This window comes from Streptomyces sp. NPDC052107, from assembly GCF_040680215.1.
Taxonomy (GTDB): domain Bacteria; phylum Actinomycetota; class Actinomycetes; order Streptomycetales; family Streptomycetaceae; genus Streptomyces.
The window spans coordinates 1-18,116 of sequence record NZ_JBFAWG010000051.1 but is presented as its reverse complement, the minus strand read 5'-3'; the positions used below and the strand labels follow the sequence as shown (position 1 = coordinate 18,116).

19 protein-coding genes and 2 pseudogenes are annotated in these 18,116 nt (G+C 69.1%); 10 read left to right on the top strand and 11 right to left on the bottom strand.

Annotated features, from left to right (window positions below; genetic code table 11):
* Positions 1 to 4 precede the first annotated feature (4 nt).
* Genes AB0M27_RS33845 through AB0M27_RS33835 form a run of 3 tightly spaced genes read right to left on the bottom strand, consistent with a single transcriptional unit; the run spans position 5 to position 3,326 of the window.
* Positions 5 to 1,411: a radical SAM domain-containing protein gene (locus AB0M27_RS33845; protein ID WP_365727457.1), complete on the bottom strand. Its 1,407-nt coding sequence runs from the start codon at positions 1,409 to 1,411 to the stop codon at positions 5 to 7.
* Positions 1,411 to 1,902 (bottom strand): MauE/DoxX family redox-associated membrane protein, encoded by a 492-nt coding sequence (locus tag AB0M27_RS33840; RefSeq protein ID WP_365727455.1) that lies wholly within the window; start codon positions 1,900 to 1,902, stop codon positions 1,411 to 1,413. Before AB0M27_RS33840 ends, AB0M27_RS33845 begins: the two co-directional genes overlap by 1 nt.
* Positions 1,899 to 3,326 (bottom strand): FAD-dependent oxidoreductase, encoded by a 1,428-nt coding sequence (locus AB0M27_RS33835; protein WP_365727453.1) that lies wholly within the window; start codon positions 3,324 to 3,326, stop codon positions 1,899 to 1,901. Before AB0M27_RS33835 ends, AB0M27_RS33840 begins: the two co-directional genes overlap by 4 nt.
* Positions 3,327 to 3,923: 597 nt before the next feature.
* On the opposite strand from AB0M27_RS33835, the gene AB0M27_RS33830 reads away from it, so the two are divergent.
* Positions 3,924 to 4,580, top strand: a complete 657-nt coding sequence (locus AB0M27_RS33830; protein WP_365727451.1) for a methyltransferase domain-containing protein — start codon at positions 3,924 to 3,926, stop codon at positions 4,578 to 4,580.
* A gap of 190 nt (positions 4,581 to 4,770) precedes the next feature.
* The gene (locus AB0M27_RS33825; protein ID WP_365727449.1) at positions 4,771 to 5,130 is read left to right on the top strand and encodes a DUF427 domain-containing protein; all 360 of its coding nucleotides are present in this window, start codon (positions 4,771 to 4,773) and stop codon (positions 5,128 to 5,130) included.
* An 83-nt stretch (positions 5,131 to 5,213) separates the two neighbouring features.
* Here AB0M27_RS33825 and AB0M27_RS33820 read toward each other — a convergent pair whose 3' ends face one another.
* Positions 5,214 to 5,519 (bottom strand): zf-HC2 domain-containing protein, encoded by a 306-nt coding sequence (locus AB0M27_RS33820; protein WP_365727447.1) that lies wholly within the window; start codon positions 5,517 to 5,519, stop codon positions 5,214 to 5,216.
* Positions 5,520 to 5,591: 72 nt separating this feature from the next.
* Here AB0M27_RS33820 and AB0M27_RS33815 point away from each other — a divergent pair, with 72 nt between their 5' ends.
* The 6 genes and pseudogenes from AB0M27_RS33815 (at position 5,592) to AB0M27_RS33790 (ending at position 8,234) form a co-directional block, all read left to right on the top strand.
* Positions 5,592 to 6,152 (top strand): sigma-70 family RNA polymerase sigma factor, encoded by a 561-nt coding sequence (locus tag AB0M27_RS33815; RefSeq protein WP_365727445.1) that lies wholly within the window; start codon positions 5,592 to 5,594, stop codon positions 6,150 to 6,152.
* A gap of 41 nt (positions 6,153 to 6,193) precedes the next feature.
* On the top strand, positions 6,194 to 6,454 hold the full coding sequence (locus tag AB0M27_RS33810; RefSeq protein ID WP_365727443.1) for a zf-HC2 domain-containing protein: 261 nt from the start codon (positions 6,194 to 6,196) through the stop codon (positions 6,452 to 6,454).
* Between the two features lie 114 nt (positions 6,455 to 6,568).
* On the top strand, positions 6,569 to 6,829 hold the full coding sequence (locus AB0M27_RS33805) for an FAD-dependent oxidoreductase (protein WP_365727441.1): 261 nt from the start codon (positions 6,569 to 6,571) through the stop codon (positions 6,827 to 6,829).
* Positions 6,718 to 7,509, top strand: a pseudogene (locus AB0M27_RS33800) (FAD-dependent oxidoreductase); the annotation flags it as partial. The gene AB0M27_RS33805 and the pseudogene AB0M27_RS33800, both read left to right, overlap by 112 nt.
* Before the next feature lie 10 nt (positions 7,510 to 7,519).
* Positions 7,520 to 8,005, top strand: a complete 486-nt coding sequence (locus AB0M27_RS33795; RefSeq protein WP_365727509.1) for a hypothetical protein — start codon at positions 7,520 to 7,522, stop codon at positions 8,003 to 8,005.
* Positions 8,006 to 8,024: 19 nt separating this feature from the next.
* Entirely contained in the window at positions 8,025 to 8,234 is a 210-nt protein-coding gene (locus tag AB0M27_RS33790) for a MerR family DNA-binding transcriptional regulator (protein ID WP_365727439.1), read from the top strand.
* Positions 8,235 to 8,880: 646 nt separating this feature from the next.
* Here AB0M27_RS33790 and AB0M27_RS33785 read toward each other — a convergent pair.
* The 7 genes and pseudogenes from AB0M27_RS33785 to AB0M27_RS33755 all read right to left on the bottom strand — a co-directional run bounded on the left by AB0M27_RS33785 (position 8,881) and on the right by AB0M27_RS33755 (position 13,785).
* Positions 8,881 to 9,186: an anti-sigma factor gene (locus AB0M27_RS33785; protein WP_365727437.1), complete on the bottom strand. Its 306-nt coding sequence runs from the start codon at positions 9,184 to 9,186 to the stop codon at positions 8,881 to 8,883.
* Positions 9,183 to 9,743, bottom strand: coding sequence for a sigma-70 family RNA polymerase sigma factor (locus AB0M27_RS33780; RefSeq protein WP_365727435.1), 561 nt, complete (start codon positions 9,741 to 9,743; stop codon positions 9,183 to 9,185). The genes AB0M27_RS33785 and AB0M27_RS33780 overlap by 4 nt, the downstream gene beginning before the upstream one ends.
* A gap of 365 nt (positions 9,744 to 10,108) precedes the next feature.
* On the bottom strand, positions 10,109 to 10,708 hold the full coding sequence (locus tag AB0M27_RS33775) for a methyltransferase domain-containing protein (protein ID WP_365727433.1): 600 nt from the start codon (positions 10,706 to 10,708) through the stop codon (positions 10,109 to 10,111).
* Positions 10,615 to 12,675, bottom strand: coding sequence for an IS3 family transposase (locus AB0M27_RS33770; RefSeq protein ID WP_365727431.1), 2,061 nt, complete (start codon positions 12,673 to 12,675; stop codon positions 10,615 to 10,617). The genes AB0M27_RS33775 and AB0M27_RS33770 overlap by 94 nt, the downstream gene beginning before the upstream one ends.
* On the bottom strand, positions 12,663 to 12,950 hold the full coding sequence (locus AB0M27_RS33765) for a transposase (protein WP_365727429.1): 288 nt from the start codon (positions 12,948 to 12,950) through the stop codon (positions 12,663 to 12,665). The genes AB0M27_RS33770 and AB0M27_RS33765 overlap by 13 nt, the downstream gene beginning before the upstream one ends.
* Before the next feature lie 300 nt (positions 12,951 to 13,250).
* Positions 13,251 to 13,511: pseudogene (locus AB0M27_RS33760) on the bottom strand (transposase); the annotation flags it as partial.
* Positions 13,512 to 13,578: 67 nt separating this feature from the next.
* Positions 13,579 to 13,785 carry a hypothetical protein gene (locus AB0M27_RS33755; RefSeq protein ID WP_365727427.1) on the bottom strand — a complete coding sequence of 69 codons (207 nt, stop codon included), beginning with the start codon at positions 13,783 to 13,785 and terminating at the stop codon, positions 13,579 to 13,581.
* A 176-nt stretch (positions 13,786 to 13,961) separates the two neighbouring features.
* On the opposite strand from AB0M27_RS33755, the gene AB0M27_RS33750 reads away from it, so the two are divergent.
* The gene (locus AB0M27_RS33750) at positions 13,962 to 14,315 is read left to right on the top strand and encodes a hypothetical protein (protein ID WP_365727425.1); all 354 of its coding nucleotides are present in this window, start codon (positions 13,962 to 13,964) and stop codon (positions 14,313 to 14,315) included.
* 3 nt (positions 14,316 to 14,318) lie between these two features.
* On the top strand, positions 14,319 to 17,561 hold the full coding sequence (locus AB0M27_RS33745) for a tetratricopeptide repeat protein (protein WP_365727423.1): 3,243 nt from the start codon (positions 14,319 to 14,321) through the stop codon (positions 17,559 to 17,561).
* The last annotated feature ends 555 nt before the right edge of the window (positions 17,562 to 18,116 follow it).

The window sequence follows — 18,116 nt, the reverse complement described above, 5'->3', positions numbered from 1 at the left end:
CTGGTTACTTGCTTGCTGACGTGCGGACTTCGACGATCGGGAGCAGTTTGCGCAGTTCGGCGTTCTCCACCGGGTCGAGCACGGAGTGCTGAACGCAGGCTGGGACCAGAGTGCCGTTCTCCGGGTGGGCCATCGAGTACTGGCAGGCCGCCAGCCGTTCCTGGGTCTCTCGCACCTTCGGGTCGTCGCTCATCTCGCCGCGCTGCATCAGCTCCCAGGCCGGGGCGACGTCCTTGGCGTCCATGAACATGTGCATCACGAACGTCACCGGCCGGACGTGGAAGCCGTGCCGCAGCAGGCTTCCGGCACCGGCCCGGCGCACCGTCCGGGCCAGCCAGGAGAACGCCACGGCGATGGTGTGCGGGTGGAGGGCGACGATGCGCAACAGCTTGGCTGCGAGCAGCGCGGGCGGCGTGCCGGTGAAATTGACCTTGCCGAGGTGACGGAAGAAGGCGTCGCGGACGGCGAGGTCGCGCGGGTCGTCGCCGTCGAGGAAGGGGAACCAGCGGCGGCCCACGTAGAAGCCGTAGGCGGTGCGATTGCAGCGCACGTCGCCGTTGTGGAAGACGTTGTAGTCCAGGCGAGTACCGGCCCCACGCTCGATCTCGGCCCACACCGCGTCCGGTGTAGCCGCCCGGTACTGCTCCTTCCACCGGCGTTCGTCGCCTACGAACGCGGCGGGCTGGAAGGAGAACATGCCGTATCCGGCCGCGTGGTTGTCACGGATCACATCGGCTACCTCGTCCAGGTTGCCGGGGGTGACGGTCATGTTGTGGGCGAGGAAGCAGCGGACCCCGTGCTCGCGCCTGAGTTTGCGGAACATGGCCGCGAACCGTCGGCGGTAGGGGTTCAACGCCTTTTCGCTGGGCGGGCGTTCCATGCCGCGCCGCCCGTACATGAACTTGTCGAAGTGGGCGGCGAAAGACAGCCGGTCGAAGCGCTTCTTCCCGTCCGGGCCCAGCGCGAGTTGCTTGAGGTAGTCGTAGTCGAAGTCGCCGTGGGTGAAGCTCATCGGCTCCCGGCCCTGCTCGCGCATGATCCGCAGCGTGGCGGCGTGGTCGTCGGGCGGCAGCAGGCTCACCTCGCCGCCGATCAGCTGGGTGTGGGCGCGCGGACCACGCAGCCGGCGCAGGAGTCCCATCTGGGCGGCGACTTGCTCGCGGGTGTGGGAGCCGTCGACGCGGACGGCGTTGGCGTCCCGGGAGTGGTAGCAGGGGGTGCACTTGAGGTTGCACTTGGGGAAGACGCCGTGGGTGCCTTCGCAGCCCACGCCGTGCTGCCCGATGATCTGTGCCGGAGTTTTCACGCCGTCGGGCAGTTCGGCCCAGCGGCGTTCCATCGCCTCGGCGAACTCCGGATCGTACGGGCGGGTGGCGCGTTCCAGGGCACGCAGTCTCGCTACGAGTCCCATCAGTTCTGTTCCTGCTTTCCTTGTGCGGCACGGCCGACCGGGACGGCCGTCGAGGGTGTGCGGGGCACGGCGGTGGTCGGTGAGGGAACCTGGCTGCTCTTGTTCCTGCGAAGGAGCAGCCAGGCGTACAGCAGCATCAGTGCGTCCTCGGCCAGCACCCACCAGCGCAGCGGCTGCGCCGCGTACCGGCCGAAGCAGCCGCAGTTGTCCACGGCGAGTCCGCGTGCGTACGCCTGCACGGCCAGTGCCGCCCAGAGCAGGTTCACTCCGGTGAAGATCCATACCGGGGTGCGGGCCGAGGAGCGGGGCCGGGCCAGGAGCCACGCCCCGGCACTCGCCTCACCGGCGATCAGTGCTGCGGCGAGGCCGGTCGAGCCGGCGCCGCTCGTCAGCCGGTAGGCGTCGAGAATGCCCGGCATGGCACCGAAGGAGGCGAGCTGGCCGACGGCCATGGCCGCGAACAGAGCCCCCAGGACGAGACGGAGGATCATCGCCGCATCCTCCTGCGCAGGGCCATGAGACCGCCGATCACACCCTTGGTGCGGGCCAGCCGGCCGTAGACGTCGAGCAGGGCGGCATGCCAGGGCCCGTCCGCGTACGTCGGATACGGGTGCACCGTCCTGGCGTACTGCGTGGGCGTCCAGCCCAGCCGCACCGCCGTGGCCAGATGCGCGATCGTCTCCCCGGCGCGCGGGGCGACCACCGTGGCGCCGGCGATCCGGCCGCGCGGGTCCAGCACCAGGGTGGTGAAGCCCTCGGTGTGGCCGTCGGCGACCGCCCGGTCCACCCTGTCGTGGTCGAGGGTCAGTACACGTGCCTTGCCGGCGTGCCGGGCCTGCGCTTCCTCGGCGGTGAGCCCGACCCGGGCGACTTCGGGGTCGGTGAACGTCACCCAGGGCACCGCGTCGTAGTCGATCCGCCGCCGCACGCCGAGCAACGCGTCAGTCGCTGCGGCCCCGCCCTGCACTCCGCCAAGGTGGGTGAAGGCCGACCGGCCGGTCACGTCCCCGGCGGCGTAGATGCGCGGGTTGCTGGTACACAGCCGTTCGTCCACCCGGACGTTGCCCCGCTCGTCCCGCTCCACGCCTGCCGCCTCCAGGGCGAGCCCGGCGGTGTTGGCGCGGCGGCCGGTGACCGCCAGCAGCGCGTCGTACGGCAGCGGAGCACCGGGGCCGTGCAGCGCGCCGTCGGCCACGCGCTCCGCCCGGTACCCGGTCAGTACGGTGATCCCTTCCGCCTCCAGACGCTCCCGCACTACCTGCGAGGCCCGTGGCTCCTCGCGGGGCAGCAGCCGATCCAGCGCCTCTACCGCCGTCACCTGTGAGCCGAGGCGGGCGAAAGCTTGACCCAGCTCGCAGCCGATCGCGCCCCCGCCCAATACCACCAGTCGTCCGGGCAGTTCGGACAGCTGCCAGACGGTGTCACTGGTCAGGGGGCCTTCCTCGGCCAGTCCCGGGATCGGTACCAGGGCGGGGGCCGAGCCGGTTGCGATGACCGCGTATCGGAAGGAGATCTCCCGCTTCCCGGCCGTGAGCGTCCGGGGCCCGGTGAAGACGGCCGGGCCGTACGCCACCTCCACGCCGAGCCTGCGTAGTTCCTCCGGCGAGTCATGGGGTTCGATCGCGGCGATCGCCTCCTTCACGTGGCCCATCGCCGCCGCAAGGTCCGCCCGTCCGGTGGGTGCGTCCAGGCCGTACCGTCCGCTCTCGCGTGCGGCCTGGACCTCGGCGGCCGCATGCAGCAGTGCCTTGCTGGGCACGCACCCGGTCCACAGGCAGTCCCCGCCCAGCCGGTCCCGCTCCACCAGCAGAACCCGGGCACCGAACCGGCCCGCCGTCCGCGCGGCCGTCAGCCCGGCGCTGCCGCCGCCGATGACCACCAGGTCGTACGCGTCATGCGCGTCGTACGTGCTCATCGAACTGCCTCACTCGCCCTTCCTGCACGGACCCGAACTGCTGTCTCACCACTGGTACGGGCAGGGAACCCGGCCAGGTGGGCGATCCCTTCCCTTCGGGTACGACTATTCGCGCGAGAGCCGTGGGCGGCCGCGAACGGCACCGGTGCGGCGTGTCCCCTGAGGTCCCCGAGGACCGCAGTCCGGGGCCAGGGGAATGAGGGCTGTGGCCCAGCGGGTTTCCGGCCAGGCCGCCAGCTGGCCCTCATGAACCCGCCCGACGCATCTTTGGAGAGAGACGGCACTCGACACCGCCGCACCCGTCGGTGACTCCCCGGTCAAGGAATCGGTGAAGGAGTACCACGGCAGGGTGCTCACATCCTCCGCCGAACTGAAGACCTCTGCCTGCTGCACCGCGGCCGCCCCGGGCGCCGCACATCGCCGCCGCGCTGGGCCGGGTGCACGAGGAGGTCCTGGACCGCTTCTACGGCTGCGGTTCCCCGATCCCGCCCGCCCTGGAGCGGCCCACTGTGCTGGACCTGGGCTGCGGTAGCGGACGCGACGCCTACGTGCTGGCGCAGCTGGTCGGCCCGTCCGGCCGGGGTCATCGGCGTCGACATGACCGAGGAACAGCAGGCCGTCGCCCGCCGCCACCAGGACTGGCATGCGGAGCGGTTCGGGTACGCGAACGTGGAGTTCCACCACGGCTACATCGAGGACCTGGCCGCTGCCGGGATCGCGGACGCCTCTGTAGACGTGGTCGTCTCCAACTGCGTAGTGAACCTCTCGCCGGACAAGGAGCGTGTCCTCGCCGAGATCTTCCGGGTTCTGGAACCCGGTGGAGAGCTGTACTTCTCCGACATCTTCGCCGACCGTCGCCTGCCCGCCGCGCTCCTCGACGACCCGGTCCTGGTCGGCGAGTGCCTCGCCGGCGCCCTGTACACCGAGGACTTCCGCCGCCTGGTGGAGCGCAGCGGCTGCCTCGATGCCCGTACGGTGGCCACCTCGCCGGTGTCCCTGGACGACCTGGAGATCCAGGGGAAGATCGGGTTCGCCACCTTCACCTCGCGCACCGTGCGCGCCTTCAAGCTGCCGCTGGAGGACCGCTGCGAGGACTACAGCCAGGTCGCCGTCTACCAGGGCTCCACCCCGAGCACCCGCACGCCTTCGACCTCGACGACCACCACCGCTTCCACACCGGCAAACCGATGCTGGTGTGCGGCAACACCGCCGACATGCTTTCTGCCACCCGCTACGCACCGCACTTCACCGTGACCGGCGACAAGACCACCCACTTCGGGCTGTTCCCCTGTGCTCCGGTCGAGCAGACCTCGGCAGCAGCGGACGGCGCAGGCGGCGCCTGCTGCTGAACCCGGGAGCGGTGGAAGGCCGGGAGCCGGGTGCCGGGTTCCCCTGTGTGAGTCAGGGCACCTGGTGCCCGCACGAGTCGGCAAGGAGGCTCACAATGCTCTATCGGGCCAGGTGGAACGGCCAGGTGATCGCCGAGAGCGGCGACATCTTCAGCGTGGACGGCTACCACTACTTCCCGGCCGACTCCGTGCGCTGGGAACACCTCGTGCCCAGCAGCACCAGGAGCACCTGCCCGTGGAAGGGGCAGGCGAGCTACTTCACTCTCCGCGTGGACGACCGGGAGAACCGGGACGCGGCCTGGTGCTACGCCGAACCGCTGCCCGATGCCGGGCGGATCCGCGGGTACATCGCGTTCTGGCACGGCGTACGCGTGCACCGGGTGCGCAACGGCACCGGCGGCGCCTCGCCGAAGTCCTCACTGCTGGGCCGGATCGCCGCGATGTTCCGGAGCTGACGGCCCTGATGGCGAAGCGGGATCACTGGCCGGCCGCTGCGTTCACCGTAGGACCCTGCATCCTGGGGGCTCGCCCAGCCGGCTCAGCGCCCGGGACGGGTGGACGTGCCGGCGATGCGCTCGGCGAGGCGGCGTATCCGGAACTCGGCCAGTGAGGTGGGTGCCCGGTTCGGGTAGCCGCGTATCGATGCTTTCATGAGCCGCAGGGCGAGCAGTTCGCCGCTGCACGCCCAGCAGCGGGCCACATGGGCCTCGACCCGCGTGTGCCGCGCCCCGGTGAGCTGCCCGTCCGCGTACGCCCCGACCGCGCCGCGCAGCCGCAGATGGCGCAGCCTCTCGCGGCACTCCGCCAACCACCGGCACGCCCTGGCGGCACCCAGATTCGTCATACCCCGGGAACCCTCGTGAAGAGACGGGGCATTCCATGGAATGCTCCAGTTGGTCCGGAGGGTTTCCAGTCCGTGGGAGACACAGTGGCCAAGCCGCCGGAGGTGCGGGACAAGGCGTTCGCGGAGTTCGTACTGCCCGAGGTCGAGGTACTGCTGCGGGTGGCGATGACGCTGACCGCGCAGCCCGCCGACGCCGAGGACCTGGTGCAGGACACCCTGCTGCGCGCCTACAAGGCGATCGACCGGTTCGACGGGGAGCATCCGCGTGCCTGGCTGCTGACCATCATGCGCCGTGCCGAGATCAACCGGCACCGCCGCCGCAGGCCCCACCTGCTCGACGACCCCGACGCCGACCTGGACCGGCTGTCCGCGGCCGACACGGTGGCCTCACCGGAGGAGGTTGTGGTCGGCGAGCACTTCGACGACGTAGTCGGCGCCGCGCTGGCCGCTCTGCCGGACAAGCACCAGCAGGTCGTACGCCTCGTGGACATCGGTGGGCTCAGCTACGCGGAGGCCGCAGAAGTGCTGGACGTACCCGAGGGCACTGTGATGAGCCGGCTGCACCGCGCCCGCAAGCGGATAAGGACCCAGCTGGCGGCGGCCGGACTCGCGCCGAAGAGGAGCTGGATGTGATCGGGCAACGGGGTGGGGCGGGACACCGCAGGATGACCTGCATGCAGGTGGCACGGGTGCTCCAGACTTACCTGGACGGTGAGGCTGACGAGGTCACCGCGCAGCGGGTGGCCGCCCATGTGGAGGACTGCCGCCGCTGCGGTCTGGAGACGGCCGTCTACCAGGAGATCAAGAACTCGCTGGCCCGCCAGGAGCTGCCGAACGAGACCGCCATGGCCCGTCTGCGCGCCTTCGGCGCCACCCTGCTCACCCCAGGACCGGCTGAGGCTTGCGACGAGACGGTCGGCCCCGACTGGGCCTGAGCCAACTGGCGCGGCCGCCGCGATGACCGCGTACGCCGTTTCCGGTCCGCACGAGAGACCTGCAACCCGCATAACAGCGAGTGCGGATTCCCGGCTCCGCACAAGGAGGCAGTTGTGGCCACGACGGCATCCCGTTTCGACCTAGCGGTCATTGGTTCCGGCTCGGCGGCGTTCGCCGCCGCCATCGCCGCCACCAACCGCGGCAAGCGGGTGGTGATGGTCGAGCCGGCACCATTGGCGGCGCGTGCGTCAACGTCGGCTGCGTGCCGTCCAAGGCTCTGCTGGCCGCCGCCGAGGCCCGACACGGCGCCGCAGCGGCCGGCCGCTTTCCCGGGCTGGCCCCGGCTGACGTCCGGGTCGGCTTCGGTGATCTGATCGGCGGCAAGGATGCCCTGGTCGGACAGCTGCGGGCGGAGAAGTACACCGGCCTTGCCGCCGACTACGGCTGGGAGATCGTCCATGGCACCGCCGTCTTCGCCGGAACCACCGAGAACCCCATGCTGGACATCGCCCTGCACGGCGGCGGCATGCGCAGGATCGAGGCGGCTTACTACCTGATCGCGACCGGCTCCGCCCCCTGGGCCCCTCCCGTCGACGGCCTGGAACAGGCCGGCTACCTGACCTCCACCACCGCGATGGAGCTCGACGTGCTGCCGCAGTCGATGGTGGTCGTGGGCGGCAACGCCGTCGGCTTGGAGCAGGCCCAGCTCTTCGCCCGCCTCGGCACCCGCGTGACCGTGATCGAGGCCCTTGACCGGCTCGCCCCGTTCGAAGAGCCCGAGGTCTCCGCCGCGATCTAGGACGTCTTCGACAGTGAGGGCATCGCCGTGCTCACCGGCACGGCCCTGAGCGCCGTCCAGCGCGGCGGGCACGGGTACACCCTCACCGCCGACCGCGGCGGTGCCCCCACCGAGCTGCGCGCCGAGCAACTGCTGATCGCCACCGGCCGCCGCCCCGTCACGACGGGGCTGAACCTCGACGCCGTGGGGGTCAAGACCGGCCAATGTGGCGAGGTAGTCGTGGACTACCATCAGCGCACCAGCAACGAGCGGATCTGGGCGGCGGGTGACGTCGCCGGAGGCCCGCAGTTTGTGTACGTGGCCGCAGCCCAGGGCACCCTGGCCGCCGACAACGCCCTCGCGGACGCGAAGCGCACCCTGGACTACACGGCGCTGCCCCGGGTCACCTTCACCAGCCCCGCCATCGCGGCGGGTCGGCCTGACCGACTCCCAGGCCATCGAGGCCGGGCTGCGCTGCGACTGCCGCACCCTGGATCTGGCGTACGTGCCGCGCGCGCTGGCCAATCGGGACACCCGCGGCTTGGTCAAGATCGTGGCCGAGGCGGGCACCGGCCGTCTGCTCGGCGTGCACGCCGTCGCCGACGGCGCCGGCGACCTGATCACCGCCGCCACCTACGCTCTCACAGCCGGGCTCACCGTCGAGCAGCTCGCCCACACCTGGGCGCCGCACCTGACCGTGACCGAGGCCCTGAAGCTCGCCGCCCAGACCTACACCGCAGACGTGGCCAAGCTGTCCTGCTGCGCCGGCTGAAGAGACGGGGAGAGACGCTATGACGTTCATGCATGCGGACCTCGCCCGCACGAGGATGACCGTCGGGGAGCTGTCCCGCTTGACCGGCGTGCCGGTCAAGACGCTGCGCGAGTATACCAACCTCGGACTCATCTACACCTGGGCCGCAGCCCGGCCAACTACCGGCTCTACGGCGGCAACGCCCTGTGGTGCGTGGTCTTCATCGACGAACTGCGCGGCGTCGGTCTGACCGTGGCCGAGATCCGCGAGCTGACCGCCGCCCGGGCTTACGGCGCAGGGCCGTCGGTGAGCTCGCACCTTGCCGAGCTGCTTGGCCGCTCGCGAGACAGACTGCGGCTGGGGGTACCCCCCTCTGGGGGAGCATCGCTGCCGAGCAGCAGACCCTGGAGCGGATCGAGAAGTTCGAGGCCGAACACCAGACGGGCCTCACGCAGGGTGACCTGTGCTGGGCCGGTGATCCGCGCGGGGGCTGAGAGATGCGGGCTCGCCGATCGTGGTGATGTACCTGCCGCGAGCGTGCCGCAGACGCCACCCTCCCTGGCCCTGTCGCAGCTCGGCTGTGGGCCGCTCTGTACCGCCACATACACACCGGTGCCCAGAAGGCACCCGCTGGGTCCGCCCTCGGCGTACGGCGTCTCCGGCTGCCGCCCGGAGGCCGTCGGGGCCAGCGATGGCGACGTGGCCGCGCGATACCTGCTCCAGTTCCGCGGAAACCACTCAGCACCTTGGTGACCGACTCGGGCGAGCAGCGCGGCGGCGAGTCGCTGCGAAACGGGCCTGAAGACACTGTGGGGTCGGATCCTCCGTATACCCACACGACCCGAGCAGCGGGCGTTCCAGCAACGCAGCCCGCCGACGTCCAGGTGCGCTTCCGGTCAGGCCCCGGGCGTCTGCTCCTTCTCCTCGCCGCCCATGTCGTGCCGCAGCAGCCCCTCGGCGAATCCGCGCAGCCGCTCGATGGCCTCGGTCTCCGGTTCTGCCCGGCGGGAGAGCGCGCTCTTGATCGCCTGGTAGGTCTCGGCCTGCAGCCCGCAGCGCCGGCAGTCCTCCAGATGCGCAGCCACCCGGCGGGCAGTGACCTCGTCGGTCTCCCCGTCCAGATACGCCTGGAGGACCCGGGCCACCTGCATGCAGTTCATCCTGCGCTCGGCCGGCTGCTTCCGCTTCGACCACATGCTCATCGTTCACCTCGTCCCGGAACCAGCCCGGCCGCCGCCATCCGGACGCGGATGCGCCTGCGCGCCCGGCGCAGCCGGGTCGTCACCGTCGCCTCGCTCAAACCCAGCAACTCGCCCGCCTCCACATAGGACAGGCCGTCGACATCCACCAGATGGACCACCTGCCGGTACTTGTCCGGCAGGGCCGCCAGGGCAGCGTCCACCTCCTCGTGAAACGTCTTCCCGACCGCGAGTGATTCCGCCGGAGGCGCTGAAACCAGTGTCGGTGACGGCCCGGGACCGGGATCCGTCCCAATCACCGGCCCCGGGCCGCGGCCGTGACGGTTGTCGGCGTGCGCATGGTGCATGAGAGTCAGCAGCCAGGGCCGCGGCTGGTGCCCGTCGAATCGGTCAAATGCCCGGTACGCGTTCTGCAGGGTGTCCCGCACCAGTTCCTCGGCGTGGTCCGTCCGTGTGGTCAGGGTCATCGCCGCCCGGAGCAGCATCTCCATCTCGGGCAGCACGCACCGAGCGAACTCCTTCTCCCGCCCTGCCCGGGCGTGCGGCAACTGTTCCTCCACGAAGACGGAAACCCTCTGCTCCCGAGTCGGCATTCCATGGCCGCAGAGATCGCGGCGGCATGGGCGGAGCGTACCCGTCGAACAGGTGGTTTCTGCTTCAGCGGATACCACTTCAGGAGGTCACCAAGAACGTCCTGATACGGCTGCGTTCTCCTCGCGGCACTCTCCCTCGTCTCGGCTCTCGGCCACCTGCGACGTCCGTGGCGACTTGAGGTGGCTGAGGGAGCCGGTCTGATCCAATTCGCGACCGATATCGCTGGCCGGTGCTGCGCTGATGTTGCTGGCGCTCGTCGCCCACGCCCGCGACGACCTTGGGCTGACGAGCCTCGTCCCGGTCGACTGTGTTCAAGCGGACGCCGCTGTGGTCATCCTTCAAGTCCTGGCGCGGGTGCGGCGACAACGCGGCGCAGCGGCAATTCCAGGCGCCGCCCGGATCGTGCCCAGTCGGCCAGATCCCTCTTGGCTGTGCGGGCACGATGCTCAGTGAGGTGGGGGAGGTAGAGGCCGTCGACGAGTAGGGCTCCGGCCTCCGGTGTGTCGAGGTGGAGGGTGAATACGCGGCGTTCATCGGAGCGGATGTGGAAACCGGCATCTCGCAGCAGTGCCGCGAGGCCGTCGCGGGCCCGGGGGTTGGGCCAGGGCTGGCGCAGTGCCCGCAGCGTGTACATCACCCGGGCCCAGGCGAGGGCTCCCCGCAGCGAGAGCCCGGACTGCGCGGGCACCAGCGCGGCGAGCGTGCCGCCCGGGCGCAGCACGCGCCGGATCTCGTCCAGAACCTGGGGCAGGGGGGTGAGCACGGGCAGGCACATTGAGGCACACACGGCATCGGCGGAGGTCGAGCGCACGGGCAGAGCCGTCGCGTCCGCCCGCATCACCGGGCGACGCCCGAGCCGAGCCGCCTCGGCGAGTTCGCCGGCGGAGGCGTCGATGCCGATCCAGCGTGCGTCCGGGCGCAGGGCCCGCATCGGAGCCGAACCGCAGGCCAGGTCCACCACCGTGCACTGCGGCGCGGGCAGCGCCGTAGCGAGCCACTCGTAGGGGGAGGCGTCAGCGAGTCGGAAGAGCCGTTCGGTGATCCCGGGGCGGGTGTCGTGATAGGCGCCGAGGTAACGGCGCCACTGCTGTTCATCCACCGTGTAGGTACGGCCCTTCTGCAGGAGGCGCACGGTGCTGTGCCCTCAGCCGGCCTCGTCGCGCAGCTGTTCCGCCTTCGCCACCGTGATACGGCCCCGGCGAGGCGGATCAACCCCTGGTCGGCGAACTGGTGCAGCACCTTGGTGACGGTCTCCCGGGACGTGCCGACCAGGGCGGCGAGCTGCTCGTGGGTGAGGGCCACGTGGGGGTGCTTGGCGCCCGGCCGCAGCGGGAGGGCTGAACCTTCCTGCTCGGACATCAGGGTGAGTAGCGTGGTGGCGACGCGCTGGGGGACGGACTTGAAGACGCTGTCGGACAGTCGCTGTTCAAGGTCGGCCAGGCGTTGGCCGAGGATCTCGGTGATCCGGGTGGCGATACGGGCGTCCGAGAGCAGGAACCGGTTGACCTCGGCCCGGTGCATCACGCACACGGTGACGTCGTCGAGGGCCTCGGCATAGTTGCCGTACATCCGCTGTCCGAGCAGCAGCATCTCCCCGAAGATCGTGCCGGGGCTGAGGATCGCGCAGGTCAGCGCGCGGCCGTCGGCGGAGACACAGAAGATCCGCACCCTGCCGCGTTTGAGGATGAACAGCACCTCGCACGGCTGATGGGGGATGTAGAGCATCTCCCCGGCGGAGTAGGACTTCATGGGGGCTGCGGCGGCGATGGCGTCCATCTCCCGCTCACTCAGGTCGCGGAAGATGTCCACCTCGGACAGGTACCAGGTCCTGTCGTCGCTCGTGCCGGTGGAGATCATCCTGGCAGTCTCCTCACGCCGTCCGGGAGCCCAGGGCGGCGGTGCCGCGCCCCATGGGGGCTGAGCCAGCGCGCCGGCGCTCTCGGTCAGACAGTAACGGGCTCCACTGTTATCCGCGCAGGTGTCGTCCGGCGGCGCGTCGGCAGCGGATGCTTCCGCGGCTGAGGCCCGCAGGTCGTACTCGTCGCAAGTCATGAGGAGGAGCGGTGAGTGACGGAACGGGTACGGAGGTGGGAGGGGAACGTCTGTGACGTCATGGCGGGTCTCTTCCTCCTGGAGCCGTTGAAGCGTGCCTACAGGTCGTGGCCTGGACGCTAGCCCCGGCCTGGGGCCGCCTTCTGTGATCGCGCTTACATAGCGGGAGTCGACGCACGCCCACCAACGGCAGGCGCGGCGGAACTTCCGAGAGACGTACTCGCTGCCGCGGTCCGTGTGAAAAATGACGCCGCGCACGTCCCCGCCGCGGGTGGCCGCGGCCATGTGCAGGGCGGCCACGACCAGGCCGGCGTCGTGCCGCTCTCCCATCGCGTAGCCGAGCAGGCGGCGGGAGAACAGGTCGATGACCGTGGCCAGATACACCTTTCCCTCACCGGTCTCGATCTCCGTCATGTCCCCGCACCACACCAGGTCGGATGCCTCGGCGGCGAAGTCCCGGTTGACGAAGTCCGGGGCGGCCGGCCGCTTCCCCGGCCGGGTCAGCCCCCGCCGTCTGCGGACCTTGCGGGCGACCAGACCGAGCTCGGCCATCAGCTTTGCGACGGTGTTCACCGAGACCCGCCAGCCCTGCCGCACCAGCCGGACCCAGATCTTCGGCGAGCCATAGGTGCCGCCGGAGTCGGTGAACTCCTCCTGCACTGCATCGGCCAGCTGCCGGCGGCGTACTTCCCGCCGGGTCGGCCGGCGGGTGCGGTGCTTGTAGAACCACGACTCGCTCACGCCCAGGGCGCGGCACGAGACGCGGTGCGGGATACGGTGCGCGGTCCTGAAGTCGCTGATCACCCCGGCCACTTGTGCCGGGTCCGCCACGGCTACTTCACCCACAGGACCATGCAGCGTTTGAGCACATCACGCTCCATGACCAGTTCCTTGTTGTCTCGCTTGAGCTGGGCGTTCTCCCGCCGCAACCGCTCCAGCTCGTCACCTTCGCCGTCCGACGTGGTCCCGGCCCGGCGAGCACGCGAAACCCAGCTGGCGAGCGTGGTCTCGTTGATGCCCAGGTCCTTGGCGACCTCGGCGATCGGCTTCCCGGTCTCCGTCACGATCCGTACCGCCCCTTCGCGGAACTCCGGATCGAACTTCCGTCGCTTCTCCGCCATGAATCCCAACTTCCCCTGCAGTCAGGGTCTTCACGCTACGAGGGGAGGGACACCCGCCGAGGGCGGACGGCCTGCCAGTCTGAACTGGAACTCGCCGCGCTGGTGCTCAACCTCCGCAAGTTCTGCCGACTGGACTCCCGCCTTCGGGCAGCAGCCCTGGCTGGCTGAGGGGAATCCAGCCGACAGGAAGACCAGTGCCGGCGTCTGCATCCACCAGGACAGACAGCCATGGGCTTGAGACGACCGGGGCATCCAGGTCGGAAGCGGTGCCCTATGGCTGCTGCGCAGCCCGAATGAAAACGCAACAGGCTCCGTGCCGGCCCTTGTGTCCCACTCGCGTGGGCGGTAACCGTTGCGGTGGTTGACTCTCTCCTCGCTGACCTGGCCGTATTCGGCGTTGCAGAGGGCGTCGGCCTCGGCGGACATGAGGGCGTCGGCGAACGTCTTGACCATCGCGCGCAGCAGATCGGGACTCGCCGCGGCGAGGTTGTCTTCGGCGAGGGCCGCAGGGGCAGACTGTCGGGTGCGGTCATCGTGCTGATCTCCTTCGGGCTTCGACACCTCGAAGATCAGCCGGTGGCCGTTCGTCTATGCGGGCATCACACCGATGCCGGAGCAAACCCCCGGATCAGGTCGAACCCGTACACCACTTCAGTGGACGCAATCCATCGGTGATGAACAGCGTGCGGAAATCGTGAGGCGTGAACGTCAGTGGCTGGTTGCTGGCGTCAGTCAGCCCGGCTGTGGTGAGTGCCCGGATCAGGGAAGTACGGACAAAGCTGCGGGTGAGAGCATGGTGCTCGATCCCGTGGCGGCGCTGGAACAGGAAGGGCATGGGCGGGCTCCAGCCCTGCTCGAAGACGTCCAATGCGGCTTTGCCCGGCAGCAGCTGGCACCGTGGGCAGCATCCCTGACCCAAGCCTCACTTCGGAACGGACATCAACTCACGAACCGCCCACTGGATGCTGAGGTTCGAGCCCAAGCGCCGAGATAGCGATCTAGTGTTATTGCGTGAATTCCGAAGTGGTCTTCTCCCTGGGCATGGTGGGCGCGTTGGCACCGGAGATCGTCCGTTTGTACAGCATCCGCGAGGATCCGACCCGGTTCGCGTGGTCGTGGTTCTACCTCATAGCGTCCGTTGCCTTCGGGGGCCTTGGCGGACTGCTCGCGTTGGTGATGCCTGCCACTACATACTGGGGTGCGCTGTACATCGGTGTGTCCACGCCAGTTCTGATCAACTCCATGACACGCAAAGGCCGTCAGCTGACACGGTCGGAGATGCGGTCCAGCCATTCAGGGCCCTCGCCTCATCCCAGCGCTCCCAAGCGTTACGCTCTGGTCGACTCGTACCTGAACGGCCTGTAGGCCATGGATTTCGCTTCGCTTCACGGAGCCGGTACAGGTGTCAGCGAAACCGTGGTGGTGTGTCGCCCCCATCAGTTGCGTGAAGCGGCCATCGTGGTGTCGTGCCTCCCTGCCGACCGGCTGACGCCCGTTGTCACGGTCGAGTCGCCGCCAATGCCGGAGGCGGAGTACATCGCCCTGTACGAAGAGCTGAAGCGGTCACAGGACGGTGTTCAGCAAGTTGTGGGGACAGATATCGGCAAAGACGAGGCTGCCTCAGCCGACCGCCAGGCGGTGCATCGCCTGATCGCCCAGATGGGCAGGACCGACGGGCTCCGAGAGCTGATCGCGCCCTACCGCTCCTGGATCAAACGCAACGAGCTGGTCTCGTCCCTCATGACCGGTTTTGGCATCCAACGCGCCGTATTCCTCGACGACTTCGCCCCAGAGGAACTGAATGCCATCGATCCCGCGCTTGCCGCGCAATGGCACGGCTATCAGGCTGGGCTCCTGGGCGAGACGTACGCTGCGGACCAGACCGGTGAGCGCATGTTCGATAGCGTGCCGGAACAGATTCGGCTGCCGAGTACGGATGTGACACGACTGACCTCGCATGCTTGGCAGTTGCTGCGTGATCCGAATGGCGCACCGGAACGCGTGATCGAGGTACCGGCGGACGATCCGACGGTCTACGTGGCGGCGTTGTTCGCCGCCCTGCGCACCGGGGCGACCTTGTGCGCCGTCGAGCATGCGGACGTGGAGCCGTCGGCTGCCCTCTCGGCGGCTAATCCCGACGCGGAGGAGGCGGTTCTGGTGGAGAACACCGGGTCCGCCGAGTCCCTGCTGGGCGCGATCTACGCGCACCATCGTGCGGCACGTCTGGTGATCACGCCGCGGCCGGACCTGCGACCGGTCCGGACGGCGATCGCTGAGCAACAGCGCCGGATCACCGCGGCGGCCCGCTCGGTCAGCGAGGAGGAGGCCAGGGGACCGGCGTTCCTCGACGTGCTGTGGCGGGTGTTGGCTGCCGGCGGGGGCAACCCGTTCGCCGAGGTGGAGAGCGCGGTGACCGAACAGGTCCCACTTTCTGTGATCGCCGAGGTGGGAGGCCGCCGCCTCACCGCGTTCACCACAGGGATTCCGTACTCGTTCGTCCGCACCGACACCGCCGACTGGTCATGCAAGCCCATCGGGCACGTGGCCGCGGATGCCGTCCTCATCATCCTCAACGAGTTGTACAGCGCCGTAGCCCCTCAGCCGACCGCGGCGTTCAGCCTTGTTTTCGACCCAGGGTTCTTCCGCGTGTCGGAGACCAAGGATGTGATGCGCGCTGTCGGCACCCATCTGACGCATCCGATCCTGCTGTCAGAACGGGACACCTTGTTGGACGCCCTGGTCACCCTTCCCAAAAAACTTCCGGTCGAGCTCATCTTCTTCAACACCCATGGCTCGGACGATTCGATCTTGCTGGGCGAAATTCCGCTTCGCAACTCATTGATCCCTCAATGGCTGACCCTCAGCCATCGGCCCGTCATCTTCAACAACTCCTGCCTGTCCTGGACTGGGGTGGGCAGTGAGTTCATCAGGGCCGGCGCGCGCGGATACATCGGGTCGCTGTGGTCCATTCCCTCGAAACCCGCCGCCGACTTCGCCCGTCTCGTGGTCGACCGGCTCACCACACAGGAGATGCCCGCGTGCGAGGCGATCGTGGACACCGGGCTACGTGCTGGGATTGAACGCTCCTACCTGTACGTGGGAACCGTTGCCGGACGACTGGACCACCGGCGTGACCATGCCGTCACCGGAGCGGAGACCGCGCTCGCCGCCTGCGCGATCCTCGACGACGCTGCCGGGAGGAAGCCGAGCAAGCTGTCACGCGTGCTGCACCGGGAGATGACCGTACTGCGGAGGACTGTTGAGGGCACGCCGCAGGAGCGGACACCGGCGTACGTCGACGTTCTGCTCACCGAGTTGCGCATGCTGACCTGGCACGACTCGCAACCCACCGGTGGCTGGGCAACGGAGGACGAGCTGATCGTACGGATCGAGGGATCTCTGAACCGGCTCGACCTACCGCCGGAGGAGGCCAAGCCACGGTGGGCCGACAGGTTCCACGCGACCGGCATGCTGCACAGGCAGCGCCACGAGTGGACCGCGGCACTGGCGGACTTCGGGCGCTGCGCCGGCTACGGCGAGTTCTGCCGTGACCGGGCATCCGTGCTCCACCAGATGGCCACGATCCATATGCAGCTCGGTGACTGGGAGCAGGCACAGAGTCTGGCGCTCGCCTCGCACGACCTGTGCAAGGAGCAGCAGGACCGCGACGGGACCATGCGTGCGATGGGACTGCTAGGGCAGCTCAGCAAGCGGCTTGAGCGGTACGGCGAAGCGCTGACATACGCACAGGAGGGCCACGCGCTGGCGGTCAGGCTGCAGAACCGGGGCGAGCAGGTCGCGTTCAACCTCGACCAGAGCACCCTCCACCTGCTTCAGGGGGAGACCGACGCGGCGATCGCGGCGGCGAACCGGGCCCTGGAGTTGTCCCGTCTCGACCACGATGAACGCAAGGAGCTGACGGCTCTCGGCCGCCTCGGTTCGTGCTACCGCATCAAGGGCGACCTCGCCGTTGCGGAACGGTACGCCGTCCGGGGCCTGGCACAGGCCCGCCGCATCGATGACTCCTACGAAGTAGTGTGCTTCGCCTACGATCTGGCTGAGCTCCTGACCTTGCGCGAGCAATACACCGCGGCGCTGGACTACTACCGTGAATCGGCGGCCCTCGCGGTGAAGATCGGCGCCTGGGACATAGGCGGGGACGTGCTAGCCCAACTCGTTGGGTGTGCAAGCCGTCAGATGGACGGAGAGTCGCTCTGGTCGGCCGCCATGCTGGCCGGTCACGTCTGCATCCGGTCCGCGGACGAGCGCTTGCGGTTGACGCTCCTGCCGATTGCCATCCATGCCCTGAAGGAAGCGGCGCGGACCGCGCCGGCCGCCGTAATCGAACGAAGAGTGCTAGAGATCGACGAGGTGCTCCCGCCGGACGACGGCACCGGGCTTCCGCCCGAGGCCAAATTCCTCGTGGGCGTTCTGTGGCTGCTGGGCAACTGGCTACGGGGCAATCCGAACGGCGCCGATCTCCATGGCATCGCTCACGATCTGGACCGTATGTCCGAAGGCGAGCTGGGCTTTGCTGAGTTGGTCGGCCAGCCCTACAGGGGACCCGTTGCACCCGATGGACGCAGTGATCGGCGGTGGCGACTCCCGTAAGCCCGTGCGGGATCCGGGAGGCACACCCGCCGGGGCGGTAGCGGCGACACCCCTTCGCCCTCGTTATCCGGCGGGAGCCCGGCCCCTCTCCGGTGCCGCTGGCGTGGGCAAATCGATGCTTATTCCTCAAGGAGGATGGCCGGGAAGGAGCCGTCCTTGTGGAGGTGCAGGTCCAGTGCATGGGCCACACGTGGTCCCGTCGGGTGTGCCGACTGCCGACTGCCGTGCGGGTGGTTTCGCTGGCCAGATGCGGGTGGATGGCGTCCCGCGTGATGGTGTAGACGATCACCGTGCGGGTGTGCGCGGGCGGGTGCCCGGGGCGTGCATCCGGTGACGGTCTTCGCTCCCTGCGCACAAGGCAGGCCACCGTGCAAATCTCCCTGGTGAACGGCCAGTTCCACCCTGGAGGTGCCCGATGGCCTTGTCCCAGTTTGACCCACAACGCCTGCTGGAGTCACTGCGCACGGCGGACGGGATCGAGCTCGTCCGCAACGTCGCCGAGCGCATGCTGCAGGAGCTGATCGAGGGCGAGCTCAGCGGCCGGATCAGCGCCCA

Bases quoted from the DNA above. Each gene is read 5' to 3' on its own strand.
- AB0M27_RS33845 (WP_365727457.1), bottom strand. From the start codon at position 1,411: ATGGGACTCGTAGCGAGACTGCGTGCCCTGGAACGCGCCACCCGCCCG.
- AB0M27_RS33840 (WP_365727455.1), bottom strand. From the start codon at position 1,902: ATGATCCTCCGTCTCGTCCTGGGGGCTCTGTTCGCGGCCATGGCCGTC.
- AB0M27_RS33835 (WP_365727453.1), bottom strand. From the start codon at position 3,326: ATGAGCACGTACGACGCGCATGACGCGTACGACCTGGTGGTCATCGGC.
- AB0M27_RS33830 (WP_365727451.1), top strand. From the start codon at position 3,924: ATGACCGAGGAACAGCAGGCCGTCGCCCGCCGCCACCAGGACTGGCAT.
- AB0M27_RS33825 (WP_365727449.1), top strand. From the start codon at position 4,771: ATGCTCTATCGGGCCAGGTGGAACGGCCAGGTGATCGCCGAGAGCGGC.
- AB0M27_RS33820 (WP_365727447.1), bottom strand. From the start codon at position 5,519: ATGACGAATCTGGGTGCCGCCAGGGCGTGCCGGTGGTTGGCGGAGTGC.
- AB0M27_RS33810 (WP_365727443.1), top strand. From the start codon at position 6,194: ATGCAGGTGGCACGGGTGCTCCAGACTTACCTGGACGGTGAGGCTGAC.
- AB0M27_RS33790 (WP_365727439.1), top strand. From the start codon at position 8,025: ATGACGTTCATGCATGCGGACCTCGCCCGCACGAGGATGACCGTCGGG.
- AB0M27_RS33785 (WP_365727437.1), bottom strand. From the start codon at position 9,186: ATGAGCATGTGGTCGAAGCGGAAGCAGCCGGCCGAGCGCAGGATGAAC.
- AB0M27_RS33775 (WP_365727433.1), bottom strand. From the start codon at position 10,708: ATGCGGGCCCTGCGCCCGGACGCACGCTGGATCGGCATCGACGCCTCC.
- AB0M27_RS33765 (WP_365727429.1), bottom strand. From the start codon at position 12,950: ATGGCGGAGAAGCGACGGAAGTTCGATCCGGAGTTCCGCGAAGGGGCG.
- AB0M27_RS33755 (WP_365727427.1), bottom strand. From the start codon at position 13,785: ATGCCCTTCCTGTTCCAGCGCCGCCACGGGATCGAGCACCATGCTCTC.
- AB0M27_RS33745 (WP_365727423.1), top strand. From the start codon at position 14,319: ATGGATTTCGCTTCGCTTCACGGAGCCGGTACAGGTGTCAGCGAAACC.